Annotated in this window: 23 protein-coding genes and 1 tRNA gene; 8 read left to right on the top strand and 16 right to left on the bottom strand. The window is 40.1% G+C overall.

The features are described 5' to 3' along the window. Positions 1-1,812, bottom strand: a complete 1,812-nt coding sequence (locus tag MCUP_RS08675) for a DUF460 domain-containing protein (protein WP_048057640.1) — start codon at positions 1,810-1,812, stop codon at positions 1-3. Then, entirely contained in the window at positions 1,809-2,666 is an 858-nt protein-coding gene (locus MCUP_RS08670; protein WP_013738439.1) for an RIO1 family regulatory kinase/ATPase domain-containing protein, read from the bottom strand. Before MCUP_RS08670 ends, MCUP_RS08675 begins: the two co-directional genes overlap by 4 nt. A gap of 340 nt (positions 2,667-3,006) precedes the next feature. Between MCUP_RS08670 and MCUP_RS08665 the strand changes: the two genes are divergently transcribed. From MCUP_RS08665 to MCUP_RS08655, 3 genes are all read left to right on the top strand, one after another. Continuing rightward, complete coding sequence (locus MCUP_RS08665) at positions 3,007-3,765, top strand: nucleotide-binding protein (RefSeq protein WP_013738438.1); 759 nt, start codon at positions 3,007-3,009, stop codon at positions 3,763-3,765. Positions 3,766-3,866: 101 nt separating this feature from the next. Beyond that, positions 3,867-4,091 carry a hypothetical protein gene (locus MCUP_RS08660; protein WP_048057639.1) on the top strand — a complete coding sequence of 75 codons (225 nt, stop codon included), beginning with the start codon at positions 3,867-3,869 and terminating at the stop codon, positions 4,089-4,091. Positions 4,092-4,126: 35 nt separating this feature from the next. Further along, positions 4,127-4,201 (top strand) — tRNA-Val (locus tag MCUP_RS08655). A gap of 123 nt (positions 4,202-4,324) precedes the next feature. On the opposite strand, the gene hxlB is transcribed toward MCUP_RS08655, so the two are convergent. The 8 genes from hxlB to MCUP_RS08615 form a co-directional block, all read right to left on the bottom strand. Next, positions 4,325-4,909 (bottom strand): 6-phospho-3-hexuloisomerase, encoded by a 585-nt coding sequence (gene hxlB, locus MCUP_RS08650; RefSeq protein ID WP_013738436.1) that lies wholly within the window; start codon positions 4,907-4,909, stop codon positions 4,325-4,327. A 142-nt stretch (positions 4,910-5,051) separates the two neighbouring features. Further along, positions 5,052-5,876, bottom strand: a complete 825-nt coding sequence (locus MCUP_RS08645) for a class I fructose-bisphosphate aldolase (RefSeq protein ID WP_013738434.1) — start codon at positions 5,874-5,876, stop codon at positions 5,052-5,054. Positions 5,877-6,084: 208 nt separating this feature from the next. Further along, the gene (locus MCUP_RS08640; RefSeq protein WP_013738433.1) at positions 6,085-7,575 is read right to left on the bottom strand and encodes an MATE family efflux transporter; all 1,491 of its coding nucleotides are present in this window, start codon (positions 7,573-7,575) and stop codon (positions 6,085-6,087) included. A 53-nt stretch (positions 7,576-7,628) separates the two neighbouring features. Further along, positions 7,629-8,015, bottom strand: coding sequence for a CBS domain-containing protein (locus MCUP_RS08635; protein WP_013738432.1), 387 nt, complete (start codon positions 8,013-8,015; stop codon positions 7,629-7,631). A gap of 30 nt (positions 8,016-8,045) precedes the next feature. Then, entirely contained in the window at positions 8,046-8,813 is a 768-nt protein-coding gene (locus tag MCUP_RS08630; RefSeq protein ID WP_048057638.1) for a nucleotidyltransferase family protein, read from the bottom strand. 128 nt (positions 8,814-8,941) lie between these two features. After that, entirely contained in the window at positions 8,942-10,096 is a 1,155-nt protein-coding gene (gene agl3 / locus MCUP_RS08625) for a UDP-sulfoquinovose synthase (protein ID WP_013738430.1), read from the bottom strand. A 47-nt stretch (positions 10,097-10,143) separates the two neighbouring features. Beyond that, positions 10,144-11,103: a zinc metalloprotease HtpX gene (gene htpX, locus MCUP_RS08620; RefSeq protein ID WP_048057637.1), complete on the bottom strand. Its 960-nt coding sequence runs from the start codon at positions 11,101-11,103 to the stop codon at positions 10,144-10,146. Positions 11,104-11,253: 150 nt separating this feature from the next. Next, the gene (locus MCUP_RS08615) at positions 11,254-12,681 is read right to left on the bottom strand and encodes a gamma-glutamyltransferase family protein (protein WP_013738428.1); all 1,428 of its coding nucleotides are present in this window, start codon (positions 12,679-12,681) and stop codon (positions 11,254-11,256) included. A gap of 42 nt (positions 12,682-12,723) precedes the next feature. On the opposite strand from MCUP_RS08615, the gene MCUP_RS08610 reads away from it, so the two are divergent. From MCUP_RS08610 to MCUP_RS08600, 3 genes are read left to right on the top strand one after another with little or no spacing between them, the layout of a single operon-like run. Further along, positions 12,724-13,086, top strand: a complete 363-nt coding sequence (locus MCUP_RS08610; RefSeq protein ID WP_013738427.1) for a hypothetical protein — start codon at positions 12,724-12,726, stop codon at positions 13,084-13,086. Then, positions 13,073-13,318 carry a MazG nucleotide pyrophosphohydrolase domain-containing protein gene (locus tag MCUP_RS08605; RefSeq protein WP_048057636.1) on the top strand — a complete coding sequence of 82 codons (246 nt, stop codon included), beginning with the start codon at positions 13,073-13,075 and terminating at the stop codon, positions 13,316-13,318. Before MCUP_RS08610 ends, MCUP_RS08605 begins: the two co-directional genes overlap by 14 nt. Positions 13,319-13,322: 4 nt before the next feature. Further along, positions 13,323-15,608, top strand: coding sequence for a tRNA(Met) cytidine acetyltransferase TmcA (locus tag MCUP_RS08600; protein WP_013738425.1), 2,286 nt, complete (start codon positions 13,323-13,325; stop codon positions 15,606-15,608). Between the two features lie 27 nt (positions 15,609-15,635). Here MCUP_RS08600 and MCUP_RS08595 read toward each other — a convergent pair whose 3' ends face one another. Together MCUP_RS08595 and MCUP_RS08590 are read right to left on the bottom strand one after the other, a co-directional pair. Further along, complete coding sequence (locus MCUP_RS08595) at positions 15,636-16,415, bottom strand: hypothetical protein (RefSeq protein ID WP_013738424.1); 780 nt, start codon at positions 16,413-16,415, stop codon at positions 15,636-15,638. Positions 16,416-16,524: 109 nt separating this feature from the next. Continuing rightward, positions 16,525-17,112 (bottom strand): nucleotide-binding protein, encoded by a 588-nt coding sequence (locus MCUP_RS08590; protein ID WP_013738423.1) that lies wholly within the window; start codon positions 17,110-17,112, stop codon positions 16,525-16,527. A gap of 136 nt (positions 17,113-17,248) precedes the next feature. Here MCUP_RS08590 and MCUP_RS08585 point away from each other — a divergent pair, with 136 nt between their 5' ends. Together MCUP_RS08585 and MCUP_RS08580 are read left to right on the top strand one after the other, a co-directional pair. Next, positions 17,249-17,569, top strand: a complete 321-nt coding sequence (locus MCUP_RS08585) for a hypothetical protein (RefSeq protein ID WP_148230932.1) — start codon at positions 17,249-17,251, stop codon at positions 17,567-17,569. 188 nt (positions 17,570-17,757) lie between these two features. Next, positions 17,758-19,158 carry an APC family permease gene (locus MCUP_RS08580; RefSeq protein ID WP_048057635.1) on the top strand — a complete coding sequence of 467 codons (1,401 nt, stop codon included), beginning with the start codon at positions 17,758-17,760 and terminating at the stop codon, positions 19,156-19,158. Positions 19,159-19,174: 16 nt separating this feature from the next. Here MCUP_RS08580 and MCUP_RS08575 read toward each other — a convergent pair whose 3' ends face one another. From MCUP_RS08575 to MCUP_RS08560, 4 genes are all read right to left on the bottom strand, one after another. Then, positions 19,175-19,942, bottom strand: a complete 768-nt coding sequence (locus MCUP_RS08575) for an ABC transporter permease (RefSeq protein ID WP_013738420.1) — start codon at positions 19,940-19,942, stop codon at positions 19,175-19,177. Further along, positions 19,939-20,889 (bottom strand): daunorubicin resistance protein DrrA family ABC transporter ATP-binding protein, encoded by a 951-nt coding sequence (locus MCUP_RS08570; protein WP_013738419.1) that lies wholly within the window; start codon positions 20,887-20,889, stop codon positions 19,939-19,941. Before MCUP_RS08570 ends, MCUP_RS08575 begins: the two co-directional genes overlap by 4 nt. Positions 20,890-20,932: 43 nt before the next feature. After that, entirely contained in the window at positions 20,933-21,325 is a 393-nt protein-coding gene (locus MCUP_RS08565; RefSeq protein ID WP_048057788.1) for a universal stress protein, read from the bottom strand. Positions 21,326-21,407: 82 nt separating this feature from the next. Next, complete coding sequence (locus tag MCUP_RS08560) at positions 21,408-22,721, bottom strand: MFS transporter (protein WP_048057634.1); 1,314 nt, start codon at positions 22,719-22,721, stop codon at positions 21,408-21,410. Positions 22,722-22,845: the final 124 nt, after the last annotated feature.

The following is a 22,845-nucleotide window of genomic DNA, read 5'->3' as shown; positions in this document are numbered from 1 at the left end:
TTAAGCTACTCTCCTTGTCCTGTTAGATCTATATTCATCTAAAATTCTTTTCAACTTATCCTCATTGAGTTCATTGTTAGCCTCTCTCTCTTTCATTAGTATCCTAAGGTCTTTGGGCAGGGAATGGTCAACCAATGCGAAGTCTCTGCCAATGTAAATGGTAAGATCAGGATTGATCTCCCATTCATTGAAAAACAGTCTGAAATCCTTAACTTCCAACCCATTCGAGTTCCCTCTAACTATTAAAGAGTTCCCATTTATTACTGACTCAAGGGCTAATTCCAATTTAGATATCCTCTCCGTGTAACTGAGAATCTCTTCTCTCAGTTTGACTATTTCTTTATTTTTTTGATCAATGATATTCTTCAATGCTTCAATCCTTCTATCCTTATCTAAATCAGCATTGTACAGGCGTTTGATTTCGTCTATTCTTCTCTCAAGCATTTCTTTTTCATACAACAAAGAGGAAATAGTTCTTCTTTGTCTAAGCAGTTCGTGTTTTAATGAAGTGTTCTCCTCAGCCAGCTTTTCGTTGCTCAGAGGTTTAACTTCCCTTTTCGTAGTCTCAGTTTTTTGGGGGACGAATAGTTTTCTTTCAATTTCGTTTTCAATACATTCAGCTATAGTGGTTCCATTTATAACACATCTAAAGACATTATTTCTATCCATGTCAATACCGAATCTCTCTATTAACCCCTCGGCTTGTCTAAGTTTCCTTTCTACGTCTCTGTAAGCTACTATTGCAGCGGCTAGAGAGTCTCTGATGTGAGTATCACTAATGTGCAATCCATACTTGGTCGAGAACTCATTAAGGATAACCTGTTTCTCTTCAATTGACAAAGACCTCTCTGGAATGTGAAGTCTAGCCTTAAGCATTCCACCGATCTTCTTAACCGTATCCGGAACCGGGTTCACATCAGTAGCTATTATGGCTGGAACGCCCTTTTCTAAAATCAGCTCAATTATTGATTCCCTATCCACGCCTCTCTTAGTTGTTAAGAGGAGCGGATTTCCGTACATGTCCAGGACAGATATCCCTACTTCTAGCCCAGGATCTAATCCCACTATAATGGGTCTTTGAGAAGATTTTTTAGAGTCTACAAATTCTATTTTATCCTTATATAGTGCCTTAATTTCTAAATTAACGTCGTGTCCACTCATTTTCTTTATTATTCCGAACAAGCTCTCTCTAGGAGCGTAAACTATAAACATCGCTCCCTCCATTCCCGCCTTCGTTCTTCTAACTACCACATCGTAGTCAAAGTTATGTTTGTCTAATTCCTCCTTTACCTTTTTGAAAACTCTTAAGACTAGACCACGTAGATGCCTTTTGTACCTGTTAGAGCTCATCCCTCCAGGCCCTGACCTCCTCCCTTTTGAAATAATTATCTTAGTTCTGTTCTCCACAAACTTGATCTTAGTTCCTGCTCTCTTCATGGCTAGTGTTGCCACTATATATGCAGTTCTAGCAGGCGTTGGTTTACCTTGAACTTCTATGCCGTATTCCTTAGCCACCTCCCTTAGGTCAAAGAACATCCCATTCTTCACATTTACTTGGATTACCTCTAGGTTTTCAGGTAAAAGAGCCAGGAAGGATATAACATCCTTGTCATTGCTACCTAACTCGTATATGTTATCCGTAGCTAGGACGTCGATCTGATACTCCCAGGCCAACCTAATTAGTCTACTCCTGGTGACGTCTTCAGCTTTAAGAATCTCATTACCGTTCTCATCCAGTACAACTATAGCATATCTAGGCTGTTCGGTTGAATTTGGAGATCCCTTTTCTATATCGATCCCCATTACCTTCATGAAGACCCCTTTACGTAATTCATAACCTCTTCTATGTTTTTCTCTATTAAGAACTCCTTTTCAAAATAAAGTAGTATTCTTTCGATATCCCTACCGAGTTTAGTTTCGCTCCTTGTGGCTTGAGGCCAGTCTATTACGATAGTGTCTCCTTGCCCGTTAACCATAACGTTATACTGACTTAAGTCACCGTGGGTAATTCCTCCACAATAAAGATATGCGACCCTTAACGTAGCTAAAACGTTATTAAGAACGTTCTCTGGATTTTCAACTTCCGCCCTATATAGAGGTCTTCCCTCAAAATACTCCATAACTACAGCATTAGTTGAAAAGCCTATCGGAGATGGAACGTACCCCATGTTACTCTTAACGCACTGAAGCGCTTCATACTCTCTCCTAGCGTTCTCTAACGTCATCGAAACCCAGTTCTTTGTTGGAAAGTTCTCAATCTTCTTCTTGAAACTTTTCCTTCCAATTCTATGATATTTTACAACAACGGTATTTCCTTCAAAATCGTAACCGAACATAACTCTACTTTCCTTTCCCTCTCCAATTATTATTCCGAGATTTTTAACTATTTTTTTCGAATAAAGAGATTTAGTTGCAACTATATCCAAACCTGTAAATGTGATTGAAAATGAGTCCTTTCCTCTGATCTTTTTCTTCAGTAGCGCTCCGTTCTTTATTAACCTCAATATGCTGATTTGTAACTCCTTATCTGATAGACCTAGGTCGTCCTTAAGGACATCTTTAGGTATGAACTCGAACCTTTCTCTGTTCTCGATCAGGTATCTCAACACTGTGTAGTCTAGCTTATCTGTTACGGCTACTCTCTCCGCTAGTGTAAGCGAATTCATTGATCTAATAACATTAAACGCTTATCAAGTATTTTTGTTTTCATGAAACGCGAGCTTAAGCTCCCTTCAGTCTCGAGATGATTTAGATGGTGTCATATTCGGTTAGTATTATAACATCTGTGTAGCGCCAGTTATTTGTTTAAAATATTGATAATTAATATAAATATCTCAAACTAGAACCATGAAGCCAAATAATTATGTATTAGGCATAAAAACAAAATTAACCATTAATCGTAACATAAAATTAAATTATCGATTCGGCATTTGCTAACATAGGTCATTATTAGTAACGTGTGTCAAATTAATATATTCGGTTACTTCTTAACGTTATGAATACAGAATGAGACTGTCGATCTTAAGCTCTAAAGGAGGAGTCGGTAAGTCCACTCTCGCAATATCCCTATCAAAGGAATTAGCAAGAAGGAGAACTGACGTTCTTCTTATAGATAGGGATCTAATAGGTTACGCATCTTACCTGGCGGGTATTCGAGGCCCAGGTCTCGTCACGAGTGTGGTTGAGGAACTGGACACAAAACCTTGGAGAGAGATAAAAGTTGAAAGTGGATCTGTCACAATACTTAAATATTTCGGTGATGGACCACGATATAAATTGGATATTGAAAAGCTGCACAGGCAAAGAAATTTGGGTGAGAGGGGGTGGGAGCTCTATAGGGGTTTATTAAAGGCTAAGAGATACTCATTTGTGATAGTAGACAACGCAGCTCTTGTAAGACCGGAAGACGACATAGTTAAACATGAACTTGATACATTCAAGGGAATTTATCCAGACATGCCCATATGGCAGATCTTCGTTTCGGACTTCCTTGACGTAGATATAAAAGAGACTGTGAGGTACGCTAACCTCATTGGTAGCGTCGAACTAGGCAGCGTATTGGCTTTTGTAATAAACATGGTGTATCCAGAGATCTCCACTCGGGTTAACCATTTACTTGATCAAATAGTTAATGCGTTGAAGGCTAGGATGGGTCTCACCATACCCTTTTCAGAAAAGGTGTATCAGTATAACGGTGACTTTGAAAGTTTCCCAATTTTGCCCGAGGTGGGAAAAATGGCGACTAAGATCATGGAAATGATGTGAGAAGGTAACTTATCGATAACCTAGATTACGTTAGTTAATCTTATGTTAAAGCCTCTTCGTTAAAGTAAAGGTTAATACAAAGGTTCTACTTAATTACACTCGTGAAATCTGTCTTTGGACCGGTGATTATAGCTTCATCTGGAGTTTTTTACTATAGCACTGATTATTCAGCCTCGCAGAGAGCGTACGAAATGGCGAAGAGGCTTTATCCAGATTTTAAGGTAAGTTTGATTGACCTAAATAGCGAAGAAAGGATAGATGCTGTAGACGTTGACCCAGACTTTGGCGATATAAAAACTGGTTTTGTGGTTCTTGTTGTGGCTTAGAAAATTTTTTATCCATAGGACATATACGTTATCCAGGACCCGTCGTCTAGTCTGGTTAGGACGCAGCCCTCACACGGCTGAGGTCGAGGGTTCAAATCCCTCCGGGTCCATTAACATTGCGTCTTTAGCTCGTTCATCGCACGAACGCTATGATTTAATCTATCAAATTATAGCGTTAAGTTACTTGGTTTGGTTTTGAAATTATACATTAATAAGGTATTAGTGACGAATTGTTAGAGTTCAATGTTGGCGTGAACTAGCCTAAGGTCCTCCTCTGTTTTCTTCAGTCTTACCATTAGCTCTGCCACTACGCCATCAAGGAACACTTGAGTCGTGTCCTCAAAGAGAGTACCTAAAGGAGCTAACGGTTCAGTTATGCCTAATATCTGTCTAGCGAAGTAGTCCTCATTTTGTGAATATTTAGTTCTTCCAGGTATTTCAACTACCACATCTGCTAGTTTTCCTAAAGGACTATCCTGATAACTCGTTAGGGCAATAAGACGAGCTTTTGCGTCTCTCGCAGCTTCAGCTGCAGTAACTATTAGTTTAGTCCTTCCTGAGCCCGATATTGCAATAGCTAAATCGTTCTCTCTAATTGCTGGCACAATGGTTTCCCCTAAAACGTAAGCGTTATATCCTAAATGAAGGAGCCTCATTGCGAAAGCTCTACCAACTAATCCGCTCCTTCCAGCCCCCATGACTAAAACTTTTCCATCCTTCCTTTCATAGAATTGTTCTAATGTGTCTATCATTTTTTCTGTTTGTTCAGGACTTATTAATTCTACGGATCTAATAATGAATTCTGCTATATCGTACATGGTCTTGAGACTTAAGGGGAGATTAAGGGATGATGGAGGTTCCACCCTATCCGCCAAGGCTATATTTGAAAGACATCTTTTAAAGTTACCTTACTAGTAATTGAACTCTTATAGATAAAATAAGGATATGGATATTTCTATCTTATGAATTTACCTTTTGAATTACCTTTACTGCTTCCTCTGGAGGAACGCTCTCATGAACGACCTTAGATATTGCCTGAGCCATTAGGTTAGGATCTTGAGATTGCCATAGGTTTCTTCCAACCGTAATCCCGCTAGCTCCAGAGTCCATTGCATCTCTTAGCATCTTCAAGAAGTCTAAGTCGTTAGATGTCTTGGGTCCCCCTCTAATGAGAATAGGTGAGAAAGAAGCTTCAACCACTGAAGCAAACCCATTTTTGTCTCCACTATAATCCACCTTTAATAGATCCGGACCTATTTCCGAGGCTAGCCTAGAAACGTATTTTACGGCGGTAGTGTCCTTTACAGAGTCTGATATCTCCTTCCTTACAAATAAGGGTTCTATTATGAACGGTAATCCGTAATCTTCAGCTTCCCTTCTCGCTTTAGCCAGTTGCTCAAGGTTATAACCTTCTATCCTATCGTCGCCATATCCTACAACAAGGTAAGTAACTACAGCGTCTGCGCCAGCTCTTACTGCCTCCTTTACTTCATAAACCATGGAGTAGTATCCTTGGTCATATTTTCTGGCGTCTCTCCACACATTAGCCGTGTCGAGCCTTGCGATAAGCATAGGTGAGTTTCTGGAGTAAAAGTTCTCCTCCACTACCCTAAGCATTGCAGGAGTCATTTGGAGTGCATCAGGGTAGTTACCCATCTTTTTCACTACGCTTACAACGTTCTCGATTCCCTTCAAAGGCCCCATTACAAGTCCGTGGTCCAAGGCAACTACAAAGACCTTTCCTCTAGAGAACAATCTCTTAAGTCTTATATCTAAACCAGTCATATTAGAGGTTGATGAATAGGAAACTTTAATTTTTACCTGAAAACCCTAAGGCGTAGAATTTGCAATGAAGGCTTTCTCTTACAGTTCTAGCCCTACATTTACGTTTCTATTCTGGAGTTTTAGATACTTTCGAACAATTTTCGTAAAGTTTTAGGATGCAATAAATAACTTATCATATCCTCATTATAAATTAAAAATGTATAGATAATTAGGTTAAAATTTCTAATCCTTTTCTTAATAGTTGCCTGGTGTATCCAGTGAAGGCAAGGTTTATGGTTACGAACGGTATTAAGGCTATAACAGCTCTGTAAAACATTATCATGAAGTCATGAATCAAGTTCGCTCCGTGTATGGGTGTTACAGGGTACAGGGAAAAGGCAAGGCCTATGATAATAGAGGACAGGGGAGGAACGAAGGAGTCTGCCTTTGGAATCCTAAACGTGTACAGTTCCTTTGAACTTTTAAATGATGATATTAATATAAGAATTGAATTTATGAGTAATCCAGAGCTTATAGCTAGAGAATATGAAACGGGATCATAGATGTGCAATACCGATAGGGCTACCATAACTAAGATAGACGCTCCTACCCCCAGGGAAGAGAGAACAGCGTTTTGTTTTGAAAGTTTAGCTAATGCCCCCTTTAGTTCTTCTCTAGATTCGGTATCTAAGGTTTGGTCCTTCATGTATACGCTAGTATAAAATAATTGAAAGTATCCCCTCAAGAGGTTTGAAACCGAAAGTATGATAAGTGCAGAGTATGCTGCTGTGTATTCTGGCCTAAGAACGAAGAGTAAAGGCAATCCATCCGTAAGCGCTAGCAGAAGAAAGAAAGACCCTGATAGCGAAAACAACTTTATGGAAGTCTCAATAAGGGAAGGGTCTTTACTTTCGCTTAACTTCAGTATTAATCCGCTGTAAGAAGATGTTGACCAGGCTATTAGGTTAGATATTATTAGTGCAGACTCAAAGTAAGATATTGGGACAGTGTTTCTGACAAGCAGTACCGCGACCCAGGTGAGGGTAGCTTCAAGGATATACTGAACGTAAGGTATAATAAACACCACAGCTTTTCTTAAGGCGCTGAAAGCTACATGAAAGTCTATCTTTAAATTAGCATTAACGAAAAAGGCGTTAATTGCCATTTGTGCCACATAACCTAACACATAAGCCAATATCACAGCTTCTATGGATAGTCTAAGGATAATCAGGCCGTATAACGCTACACCGAGTCTAACTGATTGGAAAATCAGCGAAGCTATGGTGTTAACTCTTGGACTTCTGCCTTGAGAAATGGAATTAAAAGCGTTTAGGGTGTACATCATAAGGATAAGTAGAGATCCTAAATAGAAATAGAAAGGCTCATTGTAATGAGATATGCTAACCAGGAAGGGGGTTAACGCTATGTAGATGACCAGACTAAATAATGAAATTATCATATTTATTATAACGATGCCTCCTACAGGTTTACCTTCGGCAGTGTACCTAGAGGTAATTGAAGATAAAAGATTGCTTGGGATTGTAAAATATCCTGTAATTATTACGAAAATAAACTGCCAAGCACCGAAAGTCTCAACCGAAATTATAGACAAATATCTAGCGACGACTAAGGAGAAGAGGAATGAAATTGGGGAAGCTAGTAACCTAAGCGCGAGGTTGAAAAGCCCTACCCTCACTAGACCCGGTTTTCCCTTACTCACCCAATGCACCTTACTGACGCAAAGAGCCTTGAAATAATAAGGTTTTTCCGTAACTAAGATTCGAACATGTCATCTAGAGCTCTCGCTATATCCCTAATAGAAATTATCCCAGTCAATTTACCTTCCTGGTTTACCACAGGTAAATGTCTTATGTTATATGTACGCATTAAACTTAGTGCCCCAGTTATGGGAGAATCCTCTCTAACCGTAATAAGAGAGGACGTCATTATAACTCCTGCCTTCTCGTCAAGGCTCTTATCGTTTCCTATAGCTCTCACTACGTCCCTCTCTGTAATAATCCCTATTGGTTTACCAGATTCGGTAACTATTATTGAACCAACGTTTTTCATTGTCATCATTTTTGTTACCTCCCTTAAAGTGACGTTTTTCTCCATTGAAACTACGTCTGTTTTCATGTAATCTTTTACTATTTCTTCCATGAGTGATATAAACAAGTTATAATTTTAAAATTAATGCTTTTGGACTTTTCCGTATGTGAACTCTAAAGCTTTAAAATAGTTATCTGGATCGCCGACGTTAAGCCATCTCTCGCTCTCAAGAAGTATAGCGTAGACTTCTCCTCCTTGATTAATGAGGTTTGATATACCGTAAGTTAGCTCTAGCTCACCCTCCTTTACTTCTACTTCCTCTAACGCCTTAATGATCTTACTACTAAAAATGTAAACTGCTGATATCCCAAGATCAGATTTGGGAAATTTGGGCTTCTCCTCTGCCTCCTCGACTTTGAGGAGCTTGTGTCCCATTACTTCACCATTTTCTTTAGCCTTAACGATACCGTATCTTTGTGGGTTTAAAACTCTCCTTACAAGGAGTACAGCCTCAGGTTCGTTCTCCTCAAAGACCTTCGCAGCTTCAACATAGCCTCCTGTGAGTACACCGTCATCTGCGTGAACAACAAACGGATCGTTTGAGACGAAATCTTTGGCTCTCAACACGGCGTCTCCAAACCCTCTGGGAACGTTCTGTGTAACGAAAGTGATCCCTCTTTCTGAAAGATAGTCAATGAGCAATTTACCTTGGTTACCGACAACTATGCACTGCTTGTTCACTCCTATCGCTTCAAGGGAATCTAGTATTAGATCTATTACTGGGCGCATAACGAACTTACCATCTTCCTTTTTAAAAAGAGGAAGTAGAGCTTTTGGCAACACTGAAGTGATGTATTTCATTCTACTCCCTTTTCCTGCTGCTGTGATAACGGCTTTGTTGACTTTCATAAGAGAAGTTATGGGACGATGTAATTTAAATTATTCTGTAATTATTAGTCTGCTAGAACCTGAAATTTTTGTGTATCATCTATCTTATTGATAAATCAAAGATTCAGATCTAAAATCTGTTTTAAGATTTATCTCCACCTAGTTTTGGGCATTATTACGTGCTTGAATCTCTCTAATCTCTCCTTATAAGGGATCAAATCTTTTATCATTATCTTGACCTCTCCTCTAACGTCTTTCCTGGGCCTAAATCCAAGCGATGGAAGAATCTTTATTTCGGGATTGTAATAGTGTTCCTCTTTCTCAATTCTAGGGTTTTCTACGCTTCTTATCTCGGTTTTAAGGCCTAGCTCTACAGCTGCATTCTTGACTATCTGGGCCAGCTCATATACATTGAAAATCTCTGCAAACTGATTAACAACCCTATATTCTCCCTGTTTAGGTGGGTTCTCTATTAAAAGCCTCAACGCCTCAACGCTGTCTTCTAACGATATGAACCCTCTAGTTTGCTTTCCTTTTCCATAAGGCGTTATGGGAAGGCCAAGTAACGCCTCAACGCAATATCTGTTTATAACTGTACCCCAGGTCTCGTCGAAATCGAATCTAGTTCTCAGTTCCTCATCAATGATTTCCTCCGTCTTCGTTCCGTAAACAGGACCTTGCATTATATCGGTAACAGTTAAACTGGATAACATTCCCTTAAACATAATAAGGTAAGTGTCAAAGATCTTACTCCAGTGATAGTAAGAGCCACCCCATTTAGGTGTTGGTATAATGTCCTCTTTTCCGTTTATGACGGCTCTAACGAAAGCGGATTCTGGAATGTCGAAGTTAGGCGTGCCATACTCTCCCATAGTTCCCATCTTTAGGATGTGTATTGAAGGATCTATTTCACTCACTGCGTAAAGTAAACTTAATGTTGATTTCAGGTTGTTCTCCAGCGTGTACCAGGCGTGGTTATAGTCTCTCATAGAAAATGGGGCCGATCTCTGTTCTGCGAAATGTACAACTACATCCGGTTTGAATTTTGAAATAGTGTCTTCAAGTAATTTTTTATCCTTAGCATCACCTACGATGAAGTCAAGACTGGCGTCCAATTTCTTTTTCACTGCGTTAACTCTATCCTTAGGAGATGGCAGGGGAAAAGCCGAATCCGATCCAACTTCCTCTGAAAATCTCCTCGTAGAGAGGTTATCTATCCCAGCCACCTCATGTCCTTTAGCCAGAAGTCGTAAAGCTAAGGCCCATCCAATGTAACCATCTATACCTAATATTAAAACTCTCATACAGTGCGTTATTCACACTAGCCTAAAAGCCTTGCTTGAAAGAAGGATCAAACCTGATACTTCAGCTTCTCCAACATCTGAATTCTCTTGGCAGGATGTGGATGATCACTTACTATATCCGCATACCATGGAACCTTTTCATTTTTCCAGTGTTCGATTAGCTCATCCACATTACCATAAACGTCTTCCTGAGGCGAAGATGCAAAGAATAACATCTTCATGACGTTGTTCTTGTCCTTATACTTCTCGAGAGCTCTCGGATCTACAGTGAGCGTTATCTTAGCTAAAGCTCTCTGAAGGTTTTCCGCTCCATTAGGTATAGTCTTTGCGGAGTTAAGATCAGCGTATGATTCCCTCATTCTATTGATACCCAGCATGAGGAATTGGAACACGAAACTGACTAGTAAAAGTGCTATTCCTATTATCCAAGCGTAAAGCGAGGAGTTCCTCTGACCTCCTCCGCCAAAAATTCCACTCCACATCAGCGAATAACCTATCCAGTATATCAGTGCCGGAATAAGGCCTATAGCTAGCAGAAGCTCTACATCTCTATGTTTCAGATGGCCTAGCTCATGTCCTAATACCGCTTTTATCTCATCCTTGTTTAATATTCTCAATAATGGTAGAGTTATTGTCACTCTTTTTCCAGCTATTGGACTTCCGTAAGCGAACGCGTTAGGGAAGGAGACATCAGCTATGTAAACTTTTGGTGTTGATAGCTTGTTATATAGCGCCACCTCATTTACTAGATTAACTAACCAGCCGTAATTAGGGTCATCAGGTGTTACCTCCTTAGCTCTATACATAGCGTTAATTAAATAAGGTCCGATTAACCATTGAATTATATTAAGAAGAGCAACAAAAATTAGAGACGCGACTATAACGAAAGGAGCAAACGATCCATAGAAGTAACCTAGTACGCCATACACAAGAGCGAATCCGGCGACAAAAACGGCTAGACTTAATAGAATCATCCCGAGTTTAAGCTTAATTGATATAATGTTCATAGATATCAAATAGTTATTATGGAAGGGGGAATAAAAAGATTTTCAAGATATCGTTTAATCGATAGTTTAAAATACCTGAGTCATCACCCTATGTAGTATCGTAAGATCTGTTATATTGTCGGTAAAAGACTAATTTAAAGATGCTCATAATCAAACTGGTATCGCGGTCCCCTCACTTCTAGGATCTGCCGCTCCTATATGCATTCCTTTCTTGCTCTTCAATGCTTGGACTATACCCACTTGGGGAGAGAAAGGCTCCAGTTTAGTAGATGGTGTACCTAGTCTACTCTCGGCTATCACTTTGTTACCAGTGAACATGAACCTGGGAGCGTTAACCGCTTCATCTATTTCCATCATGTAATCGACGTAGTATTCAAAAACCTCAGAGTGAATTTGAGGCCTCAGATCAGCCCCTGCACATCCTATAATGATCTCTTCATCTCTGCCCTCAGCGTAAAGTATAGACAGGGTATGTAAGGGTCTCTTCCTACCTTCTGGCTTATTTCTACCTTCTGTGAAGTTATCTCCCCTGTTGTTAAAAACTATGTCCTTGACCATTATCCCAGATCCAAATGACTGAAAAACGCTCTGTATCATTCCAATTTTATTCTCTTCATCAGCTACTACAAAGAACGTCGTGTCGCCATCTGGTTTAACCTTTGCCTCCATTCCAACATCCATTAACCTTTGCGTTAGGAAGCTCTTTTCCAACAGGAAATGCGGAACAGGATAGTACTTTGGGTCGGCTACGTACTGATCTCTATCTTCATAGGCAAGGGAGGATATCCTAACGTGCTCGTTTATCCTTCTAACGTCGTTATAAGGTAACTTGTTTATATCTGTCATATCCACCATTTTCAATATCTCCAAAGTTGTAATTCCCTGAGTGTTAGGAGGGAATTCGTAAACCGTGTAGTCCTTGTAATCAGTCTTCAGTAAGTTAACCTTCTCTGCTTTGAACTGACTAAAGTCTTCCAATTCCATCGGCGATCCCTTCTCCCTTAGTCCTTTAACTAACTCTTCAGCTAGTTCACCTTCATAGAACGATCTAGGATCTCTAGCTATCTTTTTAAGCACCTCAGCAAGGCCTCTAGTCTTTATCAAGTCTCCGAACCTCTTATCTCCGTATAATTGCTGCCATTCAGGACTAAGTTTTTCCGAACTAACGATAGCATGATGTAGGGCTCTCCCTACGTAAAACCCGTTTACAGCTAGGTTTATAGCAGGATCTAATAATTTCCTCAAATCCATCGTGGTGTAGTCCTCTATCATTCTCCAAAGGTCAACCAAACCAGGGACTACTATTGACCTAGGGCTCCTCTTCTCTATCCTATCACTTCCGATGTTCTTTGGCGCCCATCCTGTCGAATTGAAACTCAAGAGCCCTTCTGGAGTTCTCGCAATTAGGAGACCGTCTCCCCCCAGCCCACTGGTGTGAGGAACAACCACGGAGAGGACTGCGCTTATTGCTATAGCTGCATCAAACGCGTTTCCTCCCTCCTCTAAGATTTTAGCACCTACATGACTTGCGACATAGTTTTGAGAAGCTACTATTTTTTTACCCGCGGCCGCTGGCATATCTCCTTAATATCAAGACGGAAAATAAACTTTAGATATCTTGTGCAAATATCTAACGATTTCCTCAAGACCATGATAAGAGGTACGTGTAAGCCATATGAAGGAAATCAAGTAGTTTGTTTAAGTGAGGACGTTCCTATCAAAGATGATCCAGAAATCTTGGTTGAGGTGGATAGAGAGGACAATAACGTCCTCCTTAGACACATAATTCTTGATGACGAAGAAAACTCTCTTTATGTAGAGCACTTCATTGATAGAGACTTTCTTAATGTGTTAGAGAGGACCAATCGTGTTATTATTCTCTTTGTGAACGAGAGGGGAGAAGTTCTTAAAAGGATTGCAGTCACATTAACATCTGAAGATGTACAGACATTGAGGAGAGAGATGAGACTTGGAATTGAATGAGTTACAATCCAGACTTAAGGACATGTACTTCCAAAAGGATAAGGAGAGAGGGATTTATGCAACCTTCACATGGCTGACTGAAGAGGTGGGAGAACTTGCAGAGGCTCTCCTTCAAGGCGACAATAAATCTATCGAGGAGGAGTTAGCAGATGTTATTGCCTGGACAATTTCAGTTGCTAACCTAACTGGTGTTAACGTAGAGGAGGCTTTAAAGAAGAAGTATGGATTGTGACACTATGTTACGGGACGATTTTCTGACAAAGTTAAAGGAGTCACTCCTGGATTCTAAAAGGAGGTTCTATAGGAACCTTGTATATATTGAGAAACGGGATTATTTAGACGACCTGAGGTCTGTCCTTTCGATTTATAATGAGACCCTTAATGGGGATACACGAGCTTACGCATTTCATCCTTGGGTTACTGGATCAAAGGAGAGGTTCAACTCTATAAAAGGCTTGTTAGGAAACGTAGAGGACATAGACTACTCTAGTTCTGAGTACTATTTGGGCAAAACGTACGACTTAGTGGTGATGGATCTAGTTGATAATTTTCAGCCGAATTATCTGGGCCGTCTTACGGACTTAGTTAGAGGTGGAGGACTAGTAGTTATGTATACTGACGACTTAACTAAGAATAAGATCTTTAGGAACTCGATAGCTAGGAACGGTGAGGTGTATGATTATTATGAGCGAAGATTTAGGAGGAAACTAAGAGAGCATCAAGGTATCTTTATTATAGACGAGAGTTACACATCAATCCCCTTTACGGGAGAGGTTAGGCCTACGACGGAGAAGAGACCTTTGAAGAGCATTTATTTTCCGAAGGAGATACATGATCTATGCCTCACGGACGAACAGGATAAGGTGCTTGAGGAGTTCAGGATAATGTATCGAGGAGGTAAAAGAATACTAGTTTTAACTGCCCCTAGAGGGAGGGGCAAGAGTGCAGTAACTGGTCTAGGGATAGCCGCTTTCATAGCTGATTCTGATAGAGAGAGAAGAATAGTTATTACAGCCCCTTCATTAGCCTCGGTCTCTCAAATAATGGAGTTCGCGAAGAGAGGTCTCGATGTCATGAATATCCCAAACGAAGTAGAGAAATCAGACATGGGGATAATTAGGTCAGTTAGGGGTGATAGGTTCTCTATCGTTTACGTCTCTCCTGAAACTGCTGTTGGTGAGGATGGGGACATTTTAGTTGTGGATGAGGCGGCCGCAATTGGGATCAACCTTTTAGCTCAATACTTAAACAGATGGAGGAAGGTAGTCTTAGTTTCCACCGTTTATGGCTATGAGGGATCTGGAAAGGCCTTCCTTAAGTACCTTAAAAGCGTTCTGGAGCAGAAGAACGCTTGGACTAGATGGCTTACGATGAGCAAACCTCTTAGGTACGCAGAAGGAGATCCAATAGAGAGTTGGTTATACGACTCTCTTCTTCTTAACGCTGAGATAACTAAGCCTAAGACTCTGGATACCGCTGAGTATCTAACGCTTGATAAGGAATCTCTGTTCCTCGATGACGCTCAACTCTCTCAAGCTTATGGTATTTTGATTTCAGCTCACTACAGGAACAACCCAGACGATCTTATGATAATGGCCGATGGACCTCATCACATCCTTAAGGGCATTAGGACAAATGAAGGCTTCATTTCGGTAGCGCAAATATCCATAGAAGGTAACTTATCTGGCTCTATGATAGACCTAGCTTTAAAGGGAGGTACTTTCGATGGGGATCTCATCCCAGACAGGTTATTGAAGCATACCAGGATTAGAGAAGTAGGATCAATGCTCGGATGGAGAGTAGTAAGGATAGCTACAGTACCAGAACTTCAAGATAAAGGGTTCGGAAGTTATCTGCTAAGAATGATAGTCGAGGACGCTAAGAATCTAAAAGTCGACTGGATAGGTTCCTCATTTATGGGAGATCCAAAAGTGCTTAGATTCTGGACTAGAAACGGCTTCGTTCCAGTTCACGTCTCCCCAAGAAGAAATGAGAAATTTGGTGATTTTCCTGTTGTCGTTATAAGGCCGCTCTCGGAAATAGCTGAAAAGATAGTTAGCATAGCCTCCTTCATCTTTAAGGAGAAACTGCTTAACACTCTCCATGATGTTTACTTTAACATGACACCCGAAATGAGTATGTTGCTCTTAGAGGCCTCTAAATCCTTTAAAGAGGTCAAATTGAGTATGATACACTTGGCCAAACTGGCCGCATTCCTTCAGGGAACGAGCCCTTACGAGTCTTCCGCAGATTCGATTCATCTCCTTACCCTAAAGTACTTTTGGGACGGTAGAAGGGAATGGAAATTAGACGAGGAATTAGAGAAAGTCCTGATAGCTAAAGTTTTGCAAGGCATGCCATGGTCATACCTTAACTCCACAGTGGGAAAGAGTAGAACTAACTCCATTGAAGCTATCCACGAAGCAATTAATCTCCTCGCAAAAAGATATTATAACTTAGATGACAGTTCTTACTTAGGCGTTTCGTTGAGCTCATTAAATGATGAGTTCACAACACGATGACAGGTGAATTGATGCATCTCAACTGATTTAATACACGATAGCCAAGGAGTTGAGGATAATCGCAACGACTGTTAGTAAGGAAAATAACTGATGTAAACCAATTGTTATGCCTGGTTTGCCCGGGTTCTTATTGATTGACCTATAAACCAGAAGACCAACAGCTACCTCAGCCACTGTAAATGCTAAAGTTAACCAAAAATGTAGATAAATCACAGCAATTACAAATATTAAAGCGAGAAGACCGTGTATTGCCCAAGCCCATTGCAACTTGCCTTGAGGCTTCTTAACTTGGCCTATTGGCTTTGTCATTCTTCTCAATCCAGTCACTACACCTCCCATGAATATGACGAAGTAAAGGAAATGCGGAGGTATTATAGCCTGTTCTAGGAACTGGACTATATTTACGTTATATCCTAAGCCTTGCAGAAAGATGAGAAGATAGGTTACAAAAGTGGTGTAAGCAGCTATATCATGAAGGCCCTGAAAGATTGAGGGTAGTTTACCGGCTAACACATAAAGTGTAGCCATACCCAAAAGTGCAGTAAACACTACAGACACGAATCCTATCACGGTGATGACCGAAGGAGAAAGAATAAGGAAAGCTAATGATAAGAGACCTACAATTGTTGCGCTGATCCTGTGTAACGCCTCTGGATCTCCTTTCAAGGCAATCTGATGAATATCTCTCGTGTAAGGCCACTTCGTTCCTAAAGACAAACCGTAGCCATATCCTTCAACTATTCCACCGAGTATAACGGTTAAACCTGCTAGTCCAGACGCTACTATTCCGAGTTGTGAGTATATCATGATTTACTCAATGAAATGTGGGGCTAAAATAGTTTGATGAGAATCGTGTTAATATTGAACCTCTCTTTTTCTACCTGGAGCTGGTTTCCTTGGAAGTAGATATCAAAAGTTACTCATAAAGAGTTTGTTTTCTCCCTTTCAGATCTGCAATGAGAGGTAAAAGGAATAGTCCAACATCGTTCTCTTCCGTTACAGGTATTGAAACACTTATCTGAAAAAGTTTACTAATTTCTTTATTTATTTTATATTCTCTCTGAGTTAAGTTAATAATGAGGCCATATTTTCTAAAAAATCTTTCACTGTATTCCAGCGTGACACGAACGTTGAAAGGATCAGTAACGAAGATTGGTAATGAATCAACGTCTAAGCCTATAATTGGGTTTTCTGGAACGGCACAGGAAAAATTATCTATGACCACATAATCCCACCTTTCTTTGTACGCTGATATTAGTTTCGACTTGATGCTATCTTCATCCAACTCTTCTATCCTAAAGGGCCTTTTAAATAACTTGAGGAAACATAGTTGTCCTTGACAAGCGAAGTCCCCATCCAGGCCTATCTTCCTCCAAAGCCCACAACTCGGGGTTTTATCAACGAGTAAGGTTCTGCCCTCTTTCGATAGCTCTTTAGCCAACGCCAACGATATAGTGGTCTTACCTATGCCCTCCTTTATACCTAAAACGCTAATTTTAATCAATATAATAAGGTTTAAGGTTACTAATATAAAATATCTTGCATCTTCACTCTAAGCCTAAATCAGAGAGACAGAGAAAGTCACTGAGTACTGTGGTGAGATTTTATAATCTATCGAGGAGAAATACCACGAGATGATCATGGATACCTTTATATCTAAAGTTTGGAAGTTAATCGATCTTCAATTTCCTCTCCTGATGGAGGATCTTAACTCCTTTCTTCTAAAGGAGGGAAACATCTCACAAGAGGATTATGAGAAGGTTAAGAAAGTAATAGCGTCAGTAAAACTATCCTACTACTCGGGAGATTTCAATAAATTACGTATGTCTCTAAAAGATGGATTAAATCAGTTAAAAAGTGTTCAAGTAAAGAAACCCTTTCCACCTGAGATGAAAATTAGGTTTGATTCAGTTATTAAGACCATTTCAGAACTTGTAGAAGGAGACAAAGCGGTCACATAAAATACTTATCTGTTCATGAGTCTAAAAGTTTTCCATCTAGCCCAGGTAAAATATAAAGAGATACTATTTTTCCTTTAAGCCTATTTGAAACTTTTCGAGGATAACTCCCTTTAAGCTTTCATGAAAAGAGTCAAAAAAATTAGGGAAATTTTTTAAACTTTTAGGATCGAAAGGCTTATAGGGAGATTATGAAGCTAAACCGTGGAGCTATTTCTTTAAAAGAAACGTACGGGCAGGCAATGGCAGTTACGGCACCCCTAGGAAGTGTAGTTTCAACTACAACTGCAGCTATAGCATACGCTGGTTACTCTGTTGTATTTACTACCTTACTGGCACTTCTTGGCAGTGCCCTGTGGATATACACTCTCACAAGTTACACGAAGAAGATAGCCTCTCCTGGAGGATTTTATACGTTTGGTTCGAGCGCTTGGCGAAAGAAGTCCGTCTCTTTCTTTGAGGCTCTAACCGAGGTGTTCGCTTACTCGCTTCTTAACGCTGTGAATGCCCTAGCTATATATCTTCTAGTTAATACTGGGCTAAAGGTTATCGGAATCAGCTCGCCTTGGTGGTTAGCTCCATTAACTATAGCGTTGGGGTTAATCTATCCCACCCTAATATCCTTGACCGATATAAAGAAGGTTTTAGGTTATGTAGTGACAATCAGTGCTACGGCAGAAGCTGCCCTGCTTGTGGTGCTTTTCGTGATCTCCCTTTTCAGACCTTTTTATCCCGAGTACTTTACCCCGCATGACGTGAGCGCGAGCAATGTAGCGCTCGCTTTCGTACTCTCAATGGTTAGCATTTCGGGAGCTGGCGCAGCCTCTTATCTGGGTGAAGAGACAAAAAAACCAACTAAGAACATAACTCAAGGCATGTGGTTAGCTCTAGCAATAGGAGGTGTAGCTATGTTTTTAGGTACTTATGCGTTGGTATCTCTTTGGAACGGATCGCTCTCCGATCTAGCGAACTCAAATCAACCTATTATTTATGAAATGTATAGATTCGGAACCATCCCTATGATCGCAGTTCTAATTCTAGCCGTAAATAGCCTTCTAGCATCAAACATAGGGACTACAATAGGGTCCTCTAGGATACTTTTTAACCTAGCTAGAGAAGATGCGGCACCTACTTTCTTAAAGCACAGTATGAAAAACGGTGAACCGGTAGTTGCCACTTTACTTATTGGAGGGCTATCTGCTCTATTTTCTGCGATATTCACTATGGGTTTAGGAATCTCTAGTGCTTTTACTGACGTGGCAGCCATATCGGGAATCTTCTGGCTAGCCGGCAGAATAATAGATGGAATAGGAGTTCCCTTCTTCTATTATAGGATCAATCAATTGTCATGGAACACGATCTTAATACCTTTGATAGCTACAGCTATCAATAGTTCTGGAGTAATTCTATCTCTACCATTACCTGATATGTTCTCAACTGCCATGTTGATAGGTCTAGTTTCTGTAACAGCTGTATGGTACATAGCTAAAGGCAGGAAGGGCAAGCCAGGATCTCTAGTTGTGGACGAAAATAACCAGGTTATAACAATTGAAGAGTATATGAATGCCTTAAAGAAGAAAATCCCAACTTAAATAAACTTAAATAATTTTATTCTGCATTTAAATATTTGTTTGTAAGTAGGCTTCCTAGTACTAGCATAAATAAGGAGAATATTGCTAGATATAACAAATAATTCCAAGACGGATCATTATACAGTAAAATTTCTCTGTTTAACTCTGCTGCGTAAGTTAACGGGTTCCCATCACTTATTATCTTTAGCCAGCTAGGGAAGAAGGCCTCAGGGAAGAGCGCAGTGCTAGAAAACATAAGAGGTAAATTAATTAAATTAGAGATCACGCCTGGAGCCTGCCAATCAGCAGTCTTTAATGTAAAGAGCGAGTAAAGGGAAGAAAAGCCAATACCAACAAATGCGAGTGAAACGAAAAGCACAGCTATAGAAAGAGGCGTAATGTTTATTCTAACGCCTAAGATGAAACTTGCGATTAGTAATATGGGAACTTGCAAAAGGCCTCTCGTCATTCCGCCTAGAGTTTTAGAGAGGAACACATAATACTTTGGAGTAGGCGTTATTAGTACTCGTTTCAGATATCCGAATCGTTTATCTTGAATTAAGCTCATTGAACTAAACATTCCGACGAAAAGCATGGATATTGACAACTCGCCAGGGAGGATAAATGCGATGTAGTTAGTTGTATGAAAGAAGCTTGTAAGTACTTGAGAAGGTACTCCAGAGAAGCTACTTCCGAAGAACACTAGCCACATGACTGGCTGTGAGATTAGCATTATCCACATGTATACGCTCCTAAATATTCTCTTAACTTCCCTCATGTAAAGGGCATAGAGTTGGTCTATCATCTTCTCGCCCTCCTTATCATAGCGTAGAATTTCCTGGGATCGAAGTCCTGTTCGTCCATTGTCCCTCCCGTTAGATTAATGAAGACCGTGTCTAGACTAGACTTGTTTATCTTTATTCCCTTTATGTTGTTATCTCCGATCTGTTTAATGATATCAACTATTTTGTACTCAGCGTTGTCGACCTTAATCCTTATCTTATTATTTGTAATAGTAGCGTTATCGATATTTAATTTCATGTTTCCTTCTTTGAGTTCTATCTCTATGATGTCACCCCCAAACTTAGCTTTCAGTTCGTCCGGACTTCCTAACGCTATTATTTTACCTTTATTGATTATTCCAATTTTGGTGCAAAGAAAATCTGCCTCCTCCATATAGTGAGTGCTAAGTAAAATTGTCACTTGGTAGTCCTTGTTTATCTCCCTCACTAAGTTCCATAATGAAGCTCGAGTGTTAACGTCAAGGCCTATTGTAGGTTCGTCCATGAAAATCACCTCTGGGGAATTAAGTAACGCCATGGTTATCTCTAATTTTTTCCTCATTCCTGTAGAGAACTTTCCTGTTCTTCTGTCTTTAAATTCTAAAATCTCAAAATATTTCAACAGTTCTATTGCTCTCTCTTTCCAGTTCTTAACTCCAGTAAGTCTGGCTTGAATCTCTAAATTTTCCCAGGCAGAAAGCTCATCATCCAATATGACTTCTGAGGAGAGCCAACCTATTCTAGATTTGACTTCTTTTGGGTTCTTCCTAACGCTGAAACCAGATACTATTGCATCTCCGTCTGTAGGAGGCGTGAGTCCTGTCAACATTTTTATCGTTGTGGTTTTGCCAGCTCCATTGGGTCCTAGTAGGCCGAAAATCTCTCCCTTCTCTACTTGGAAGGAAATTCGATCAACAGCTACAAAGTCCCCGTATTTCTTTGTGAGGTTCCGAGTCTCTATCGAGTACATAAAAGCAATATCGGTTTATAGATAAAAAAGATATATCTCTTTTCTACTTAACGACTAAAACAGGAATACTTGACTTATTGACCAGAGAGCTGGATACGCTACCTAATACCACTTTCTTCAAGCCCGTTAACCCTCTACTCCCTGTAACTATTAGATCACACTCGATCTTGTTGCAATAATCTATGATGGAACTCGCAACGTCTGAGCCCTCCAAGACTTTTGAAACTACCTTGTAACCTTGTATCTCCCGCTTTATTTGTTCTAATGACTCCTCCGCTTTCTTTTCACTTTCTAAAACCACTTGTTCAGGACTTCTAGGGATTTCCTTAATTATCGATATGAGATGTAGCTCATCCACTTCCCTCATTATTTTTAGCGTGAACAAAACTGCCTTTTTAGCGTAGTCAGAACCGTCATACGCCAGAACTATTTTCATTTCAAGTGGATATTTAGCTGTATCAGTATAAGAATATTTTATCATTATAGTTAAAAAGAATTCAAATTGATGGATTGCTGTTTTAGGAAAGCACTTTACTTTGTGACGACACCTCTATTGGAGTTAGGTTAACGTCGTATCCTTTATAGTACCAAAGGATTGACGCGATTGCCCCAAGAGCCCATAGCCCAGTATTGTACAATACGTAAACTACTGGGGAGTTAGAGAAACTAAGGAAGTATACGGAGATAGAGTTAAGCGTTATAGGGAACACCCTTACTAGCCCTATTAAGAAAGCCCTGTTATTATTTGGTAAGATCAATGGTTCATAAATGGTTCGTACTGCCCATCCGAACTCACTGAAAGCCATGTTCAGCAGAAGAAGCCCATAAAACAACGTCATGTCATACGTGATTGAGTCTATCGTCAAAAGGATAGCTATCATAGTGACTGTACCTCCTAAAAAGGAGAACAGAGAGAACATCTTGCTCTTTACATAGTTTATTAAGAACCCAGCTAAGAAACCTGCTGCGCTGGCCCCAACGTTAGCGATCAACACTATGTAATTTTCCAAGCTAGGGAAGTAGAAATCTCCTATATAGTACGCCATCAGTCCATAGGTTAAGTATTGGGATATACCAATAGCAACTAGAAACCAGTATCTTGAAAAAAGGCTCACTTTCCTTACTTTCTCCTTTTCCTGAATGTCTTCTGTCTTCTCTCCTAGCTTTAAGATCTCAGCTTTAGCCTGCTCTATCTTCCCCTTTGAGTAAAGCCAACGAACTGACTCTGGAAGCCTGAACCTGACTAGAGCTAAGAACAACAGTCCAATTAGAGCGGTTAAGGACAGGGTCAATAGCTCCACTGACGGACCTAGGGAGGAGGATAGTATAACGACAGCTGAGGCTATCATAGCTCCCACGTTATCGAAGTTAGGAGCAAGTATAAGGATCTGCTCTCTTCTCCTTAACGGCATCATTTCGGCAGCATAAGATAACATAACAGGTACTTCCCCTTCTACACCTAGGACCCCCAGGACTATCCCTACAGTGAGGGGAACTAACATCAGCGGAGAAGTTAGCGATGTCCTAGTTACTATCGATAATACAGATATAATCCCTATAATAAGAGCTCCAGCTCCATACATTGACATTGTGATCATGAAGGTTTTCTTCCTTCCATACCTCCTGTCTGATATACGAGGGAAAATGAGCGTTCCAGCTAGGGTGGCTAAGATTGGGGCTAAAATGAAGAAGACGTTATTGACAGACGGATATAATAGAGGTGCAATGGTGCCTATAGTTCCCCACATGAAGAATCCTAAGATAAGAGAAGTGAAGAGTAGAGTGTGAGTTTTGGTCCATTCTACTTTATCGACTTTATCCAGGATATCCATATTTTCCCTTAATATAACAAGGTTATAAATATGGTTATTATCAGGTTAGAGAACACTTATATTTCTTCGTAAAATTTAACTAGTTCAATAGTTCGGCTCAAGTAACGATAGCTTTGAACGTATG

This window comes from Metallosphaera cuprina Ar-4, from assembly GCF_000204925.1.
Classification (GTDB): domain Archaea; phylum Thermoproteota; class Thermoprotei_A; order Sulfolobales; family Sulfolobaceae; genus Metallosphaera; species Metallosphaera cuprina.
This window is presented reverse-complemented; position numbering and strand designations above follow the sequence as displayed.

What these genes read in the sequence shown, in the direction of transcription:
- MCUP_RS08565 (WP_048057788.1), bottom strand. Translation starts at nt 21,325, where the DNA reads ATGAAAATAGTTCTGGCGTATGACGGTTCTGACTACGCTAAAAAGGCA.
- MCUP_RS08570 (WP_013738419.1), bottom strand. Translation starts at nt 20,889, where the DNA reads ATGTACTCGATAGAGACTCGGAACCTCACAAAGAAATACGGGGACTTT.
- MCUP_RS08585 (WP_148230932.1), top strand. Translation starts at nt 17,249, where the DNA reads ATGGATACCTTTATATCTAAAGTTTGGAAGTTAATCGATCTTCAATTT.
- hxlB (WP_013738436.1), bottom strand. Translation starts at nt 4,909, where the DNA reads ATGTACGATATAGCAGAATTCATTATTAGATCCGTAGAATTAATAAGT.
- MCUP_RS08630 (WP_048057638.1), bottom strand. Translation starts at nt 8,813, where the DNA reads ATGAAAGTCAACAAAGCCGTTATCACAGCAGCAGGAAAAGGGAGTAGA.
- MCUP_RS08560 (WP_048057634.1), bottom strand. Translation starts at nt 22,721, where the DNA reads ATGGATATCCTGGATAAAGTCGATAAAGTAGAATGGACCAAAACTCAC.
- MCUP_RS08675 (WP_048057640.1), bottom strand. Translation starts at nt 1,812, where the DNA reads ATGAAGGTAATGGGGATCGATATAGAAAAGGGATCTCCAAATTCAACC.
- MCUP_RS08635 (WP_013738432.1), bottom strand. Translation starts at nt 8,015, where the DNA reads ATGGAAGAAATAGTAAAAGATTACATGAAAACAGACGTAGTTTCAATG.
- MCUP_RS08575 (WP_013738420.1), bottom strand. Translation starts at nt 19,942, where the DNA reads ATGATAGACCAACTCTATGCCCTTTACATGAGGGAAGTTAAGAGAATA.
- MCUP_RS08645 (WP_013738434.1), bottom strand. Translation starts at nt 5,876, where the DNA reads ATGACTGGTTTAGATATAAGACTTAAGAGATTGTTCTCTAGAGGAAAG.
- MCUP_RS08595 (WP_013738424.1), bottom strand. Translation starts at nt 16,415, where the DNA reads ATGATATACTCACAACTCGGAATAGTAGCGTCTGGACTAGCAGGTTTA.
- MCUP_RS08670 (WP_013738439.1), bottom strand. Translation starts at nt 2,666, where the DNA reads ATGAATTCGCTTACACTAGCGGAGAGAGTAGCCGTAACAGATAAGCTA.
- MCUP_RS08580 (WP_048057635.1), top strand. Translation starts at nt 17,758, where the DNA reads ATGAAGCTAAACCGTGGAGCTATTTCTTTAAAAGAAACGTACGGGCAG.
- MCUP_RS08600 (WP_013738425.1), top strand. Translation starts at nt 13,323, where the DNA reads ATGTTACGGGACGATTTTCTGACAAAGTTAAAGGAGTCACTCCTGGAT.
- MCUP_RS08615 (WP_013738428.1), bottom strand. Translation starts at nt 12,681, where the DNA reads ATGCCAGCGGCCGCGGGTAAAAAAATAGTAGCTTCTCAAAACTATGTC.
- agl3 (WP_013738430.1), bottom strand. Translation starts at nt 10,096, where the DNA reads ATGAGAGTTTTAATATTAGGTATAGATGGTTACATTGGATGGGCCTTA.
- htpX (WP_048057637.1), bottom strand. Translation starts at nt 11,103, where the DNA reads ATGAACATTATATCAATTAAGCTTAAACTCGGGATGATTCTATTAAGT.
- MCUP_RS08665 (WP_013738438.1), top strand. Translation starts at nt 3,007, where the DNA reads ATGAGACTGTCGATCTTAAGCTCTAAAGGAGGAGTCGGTAAGTCCACT.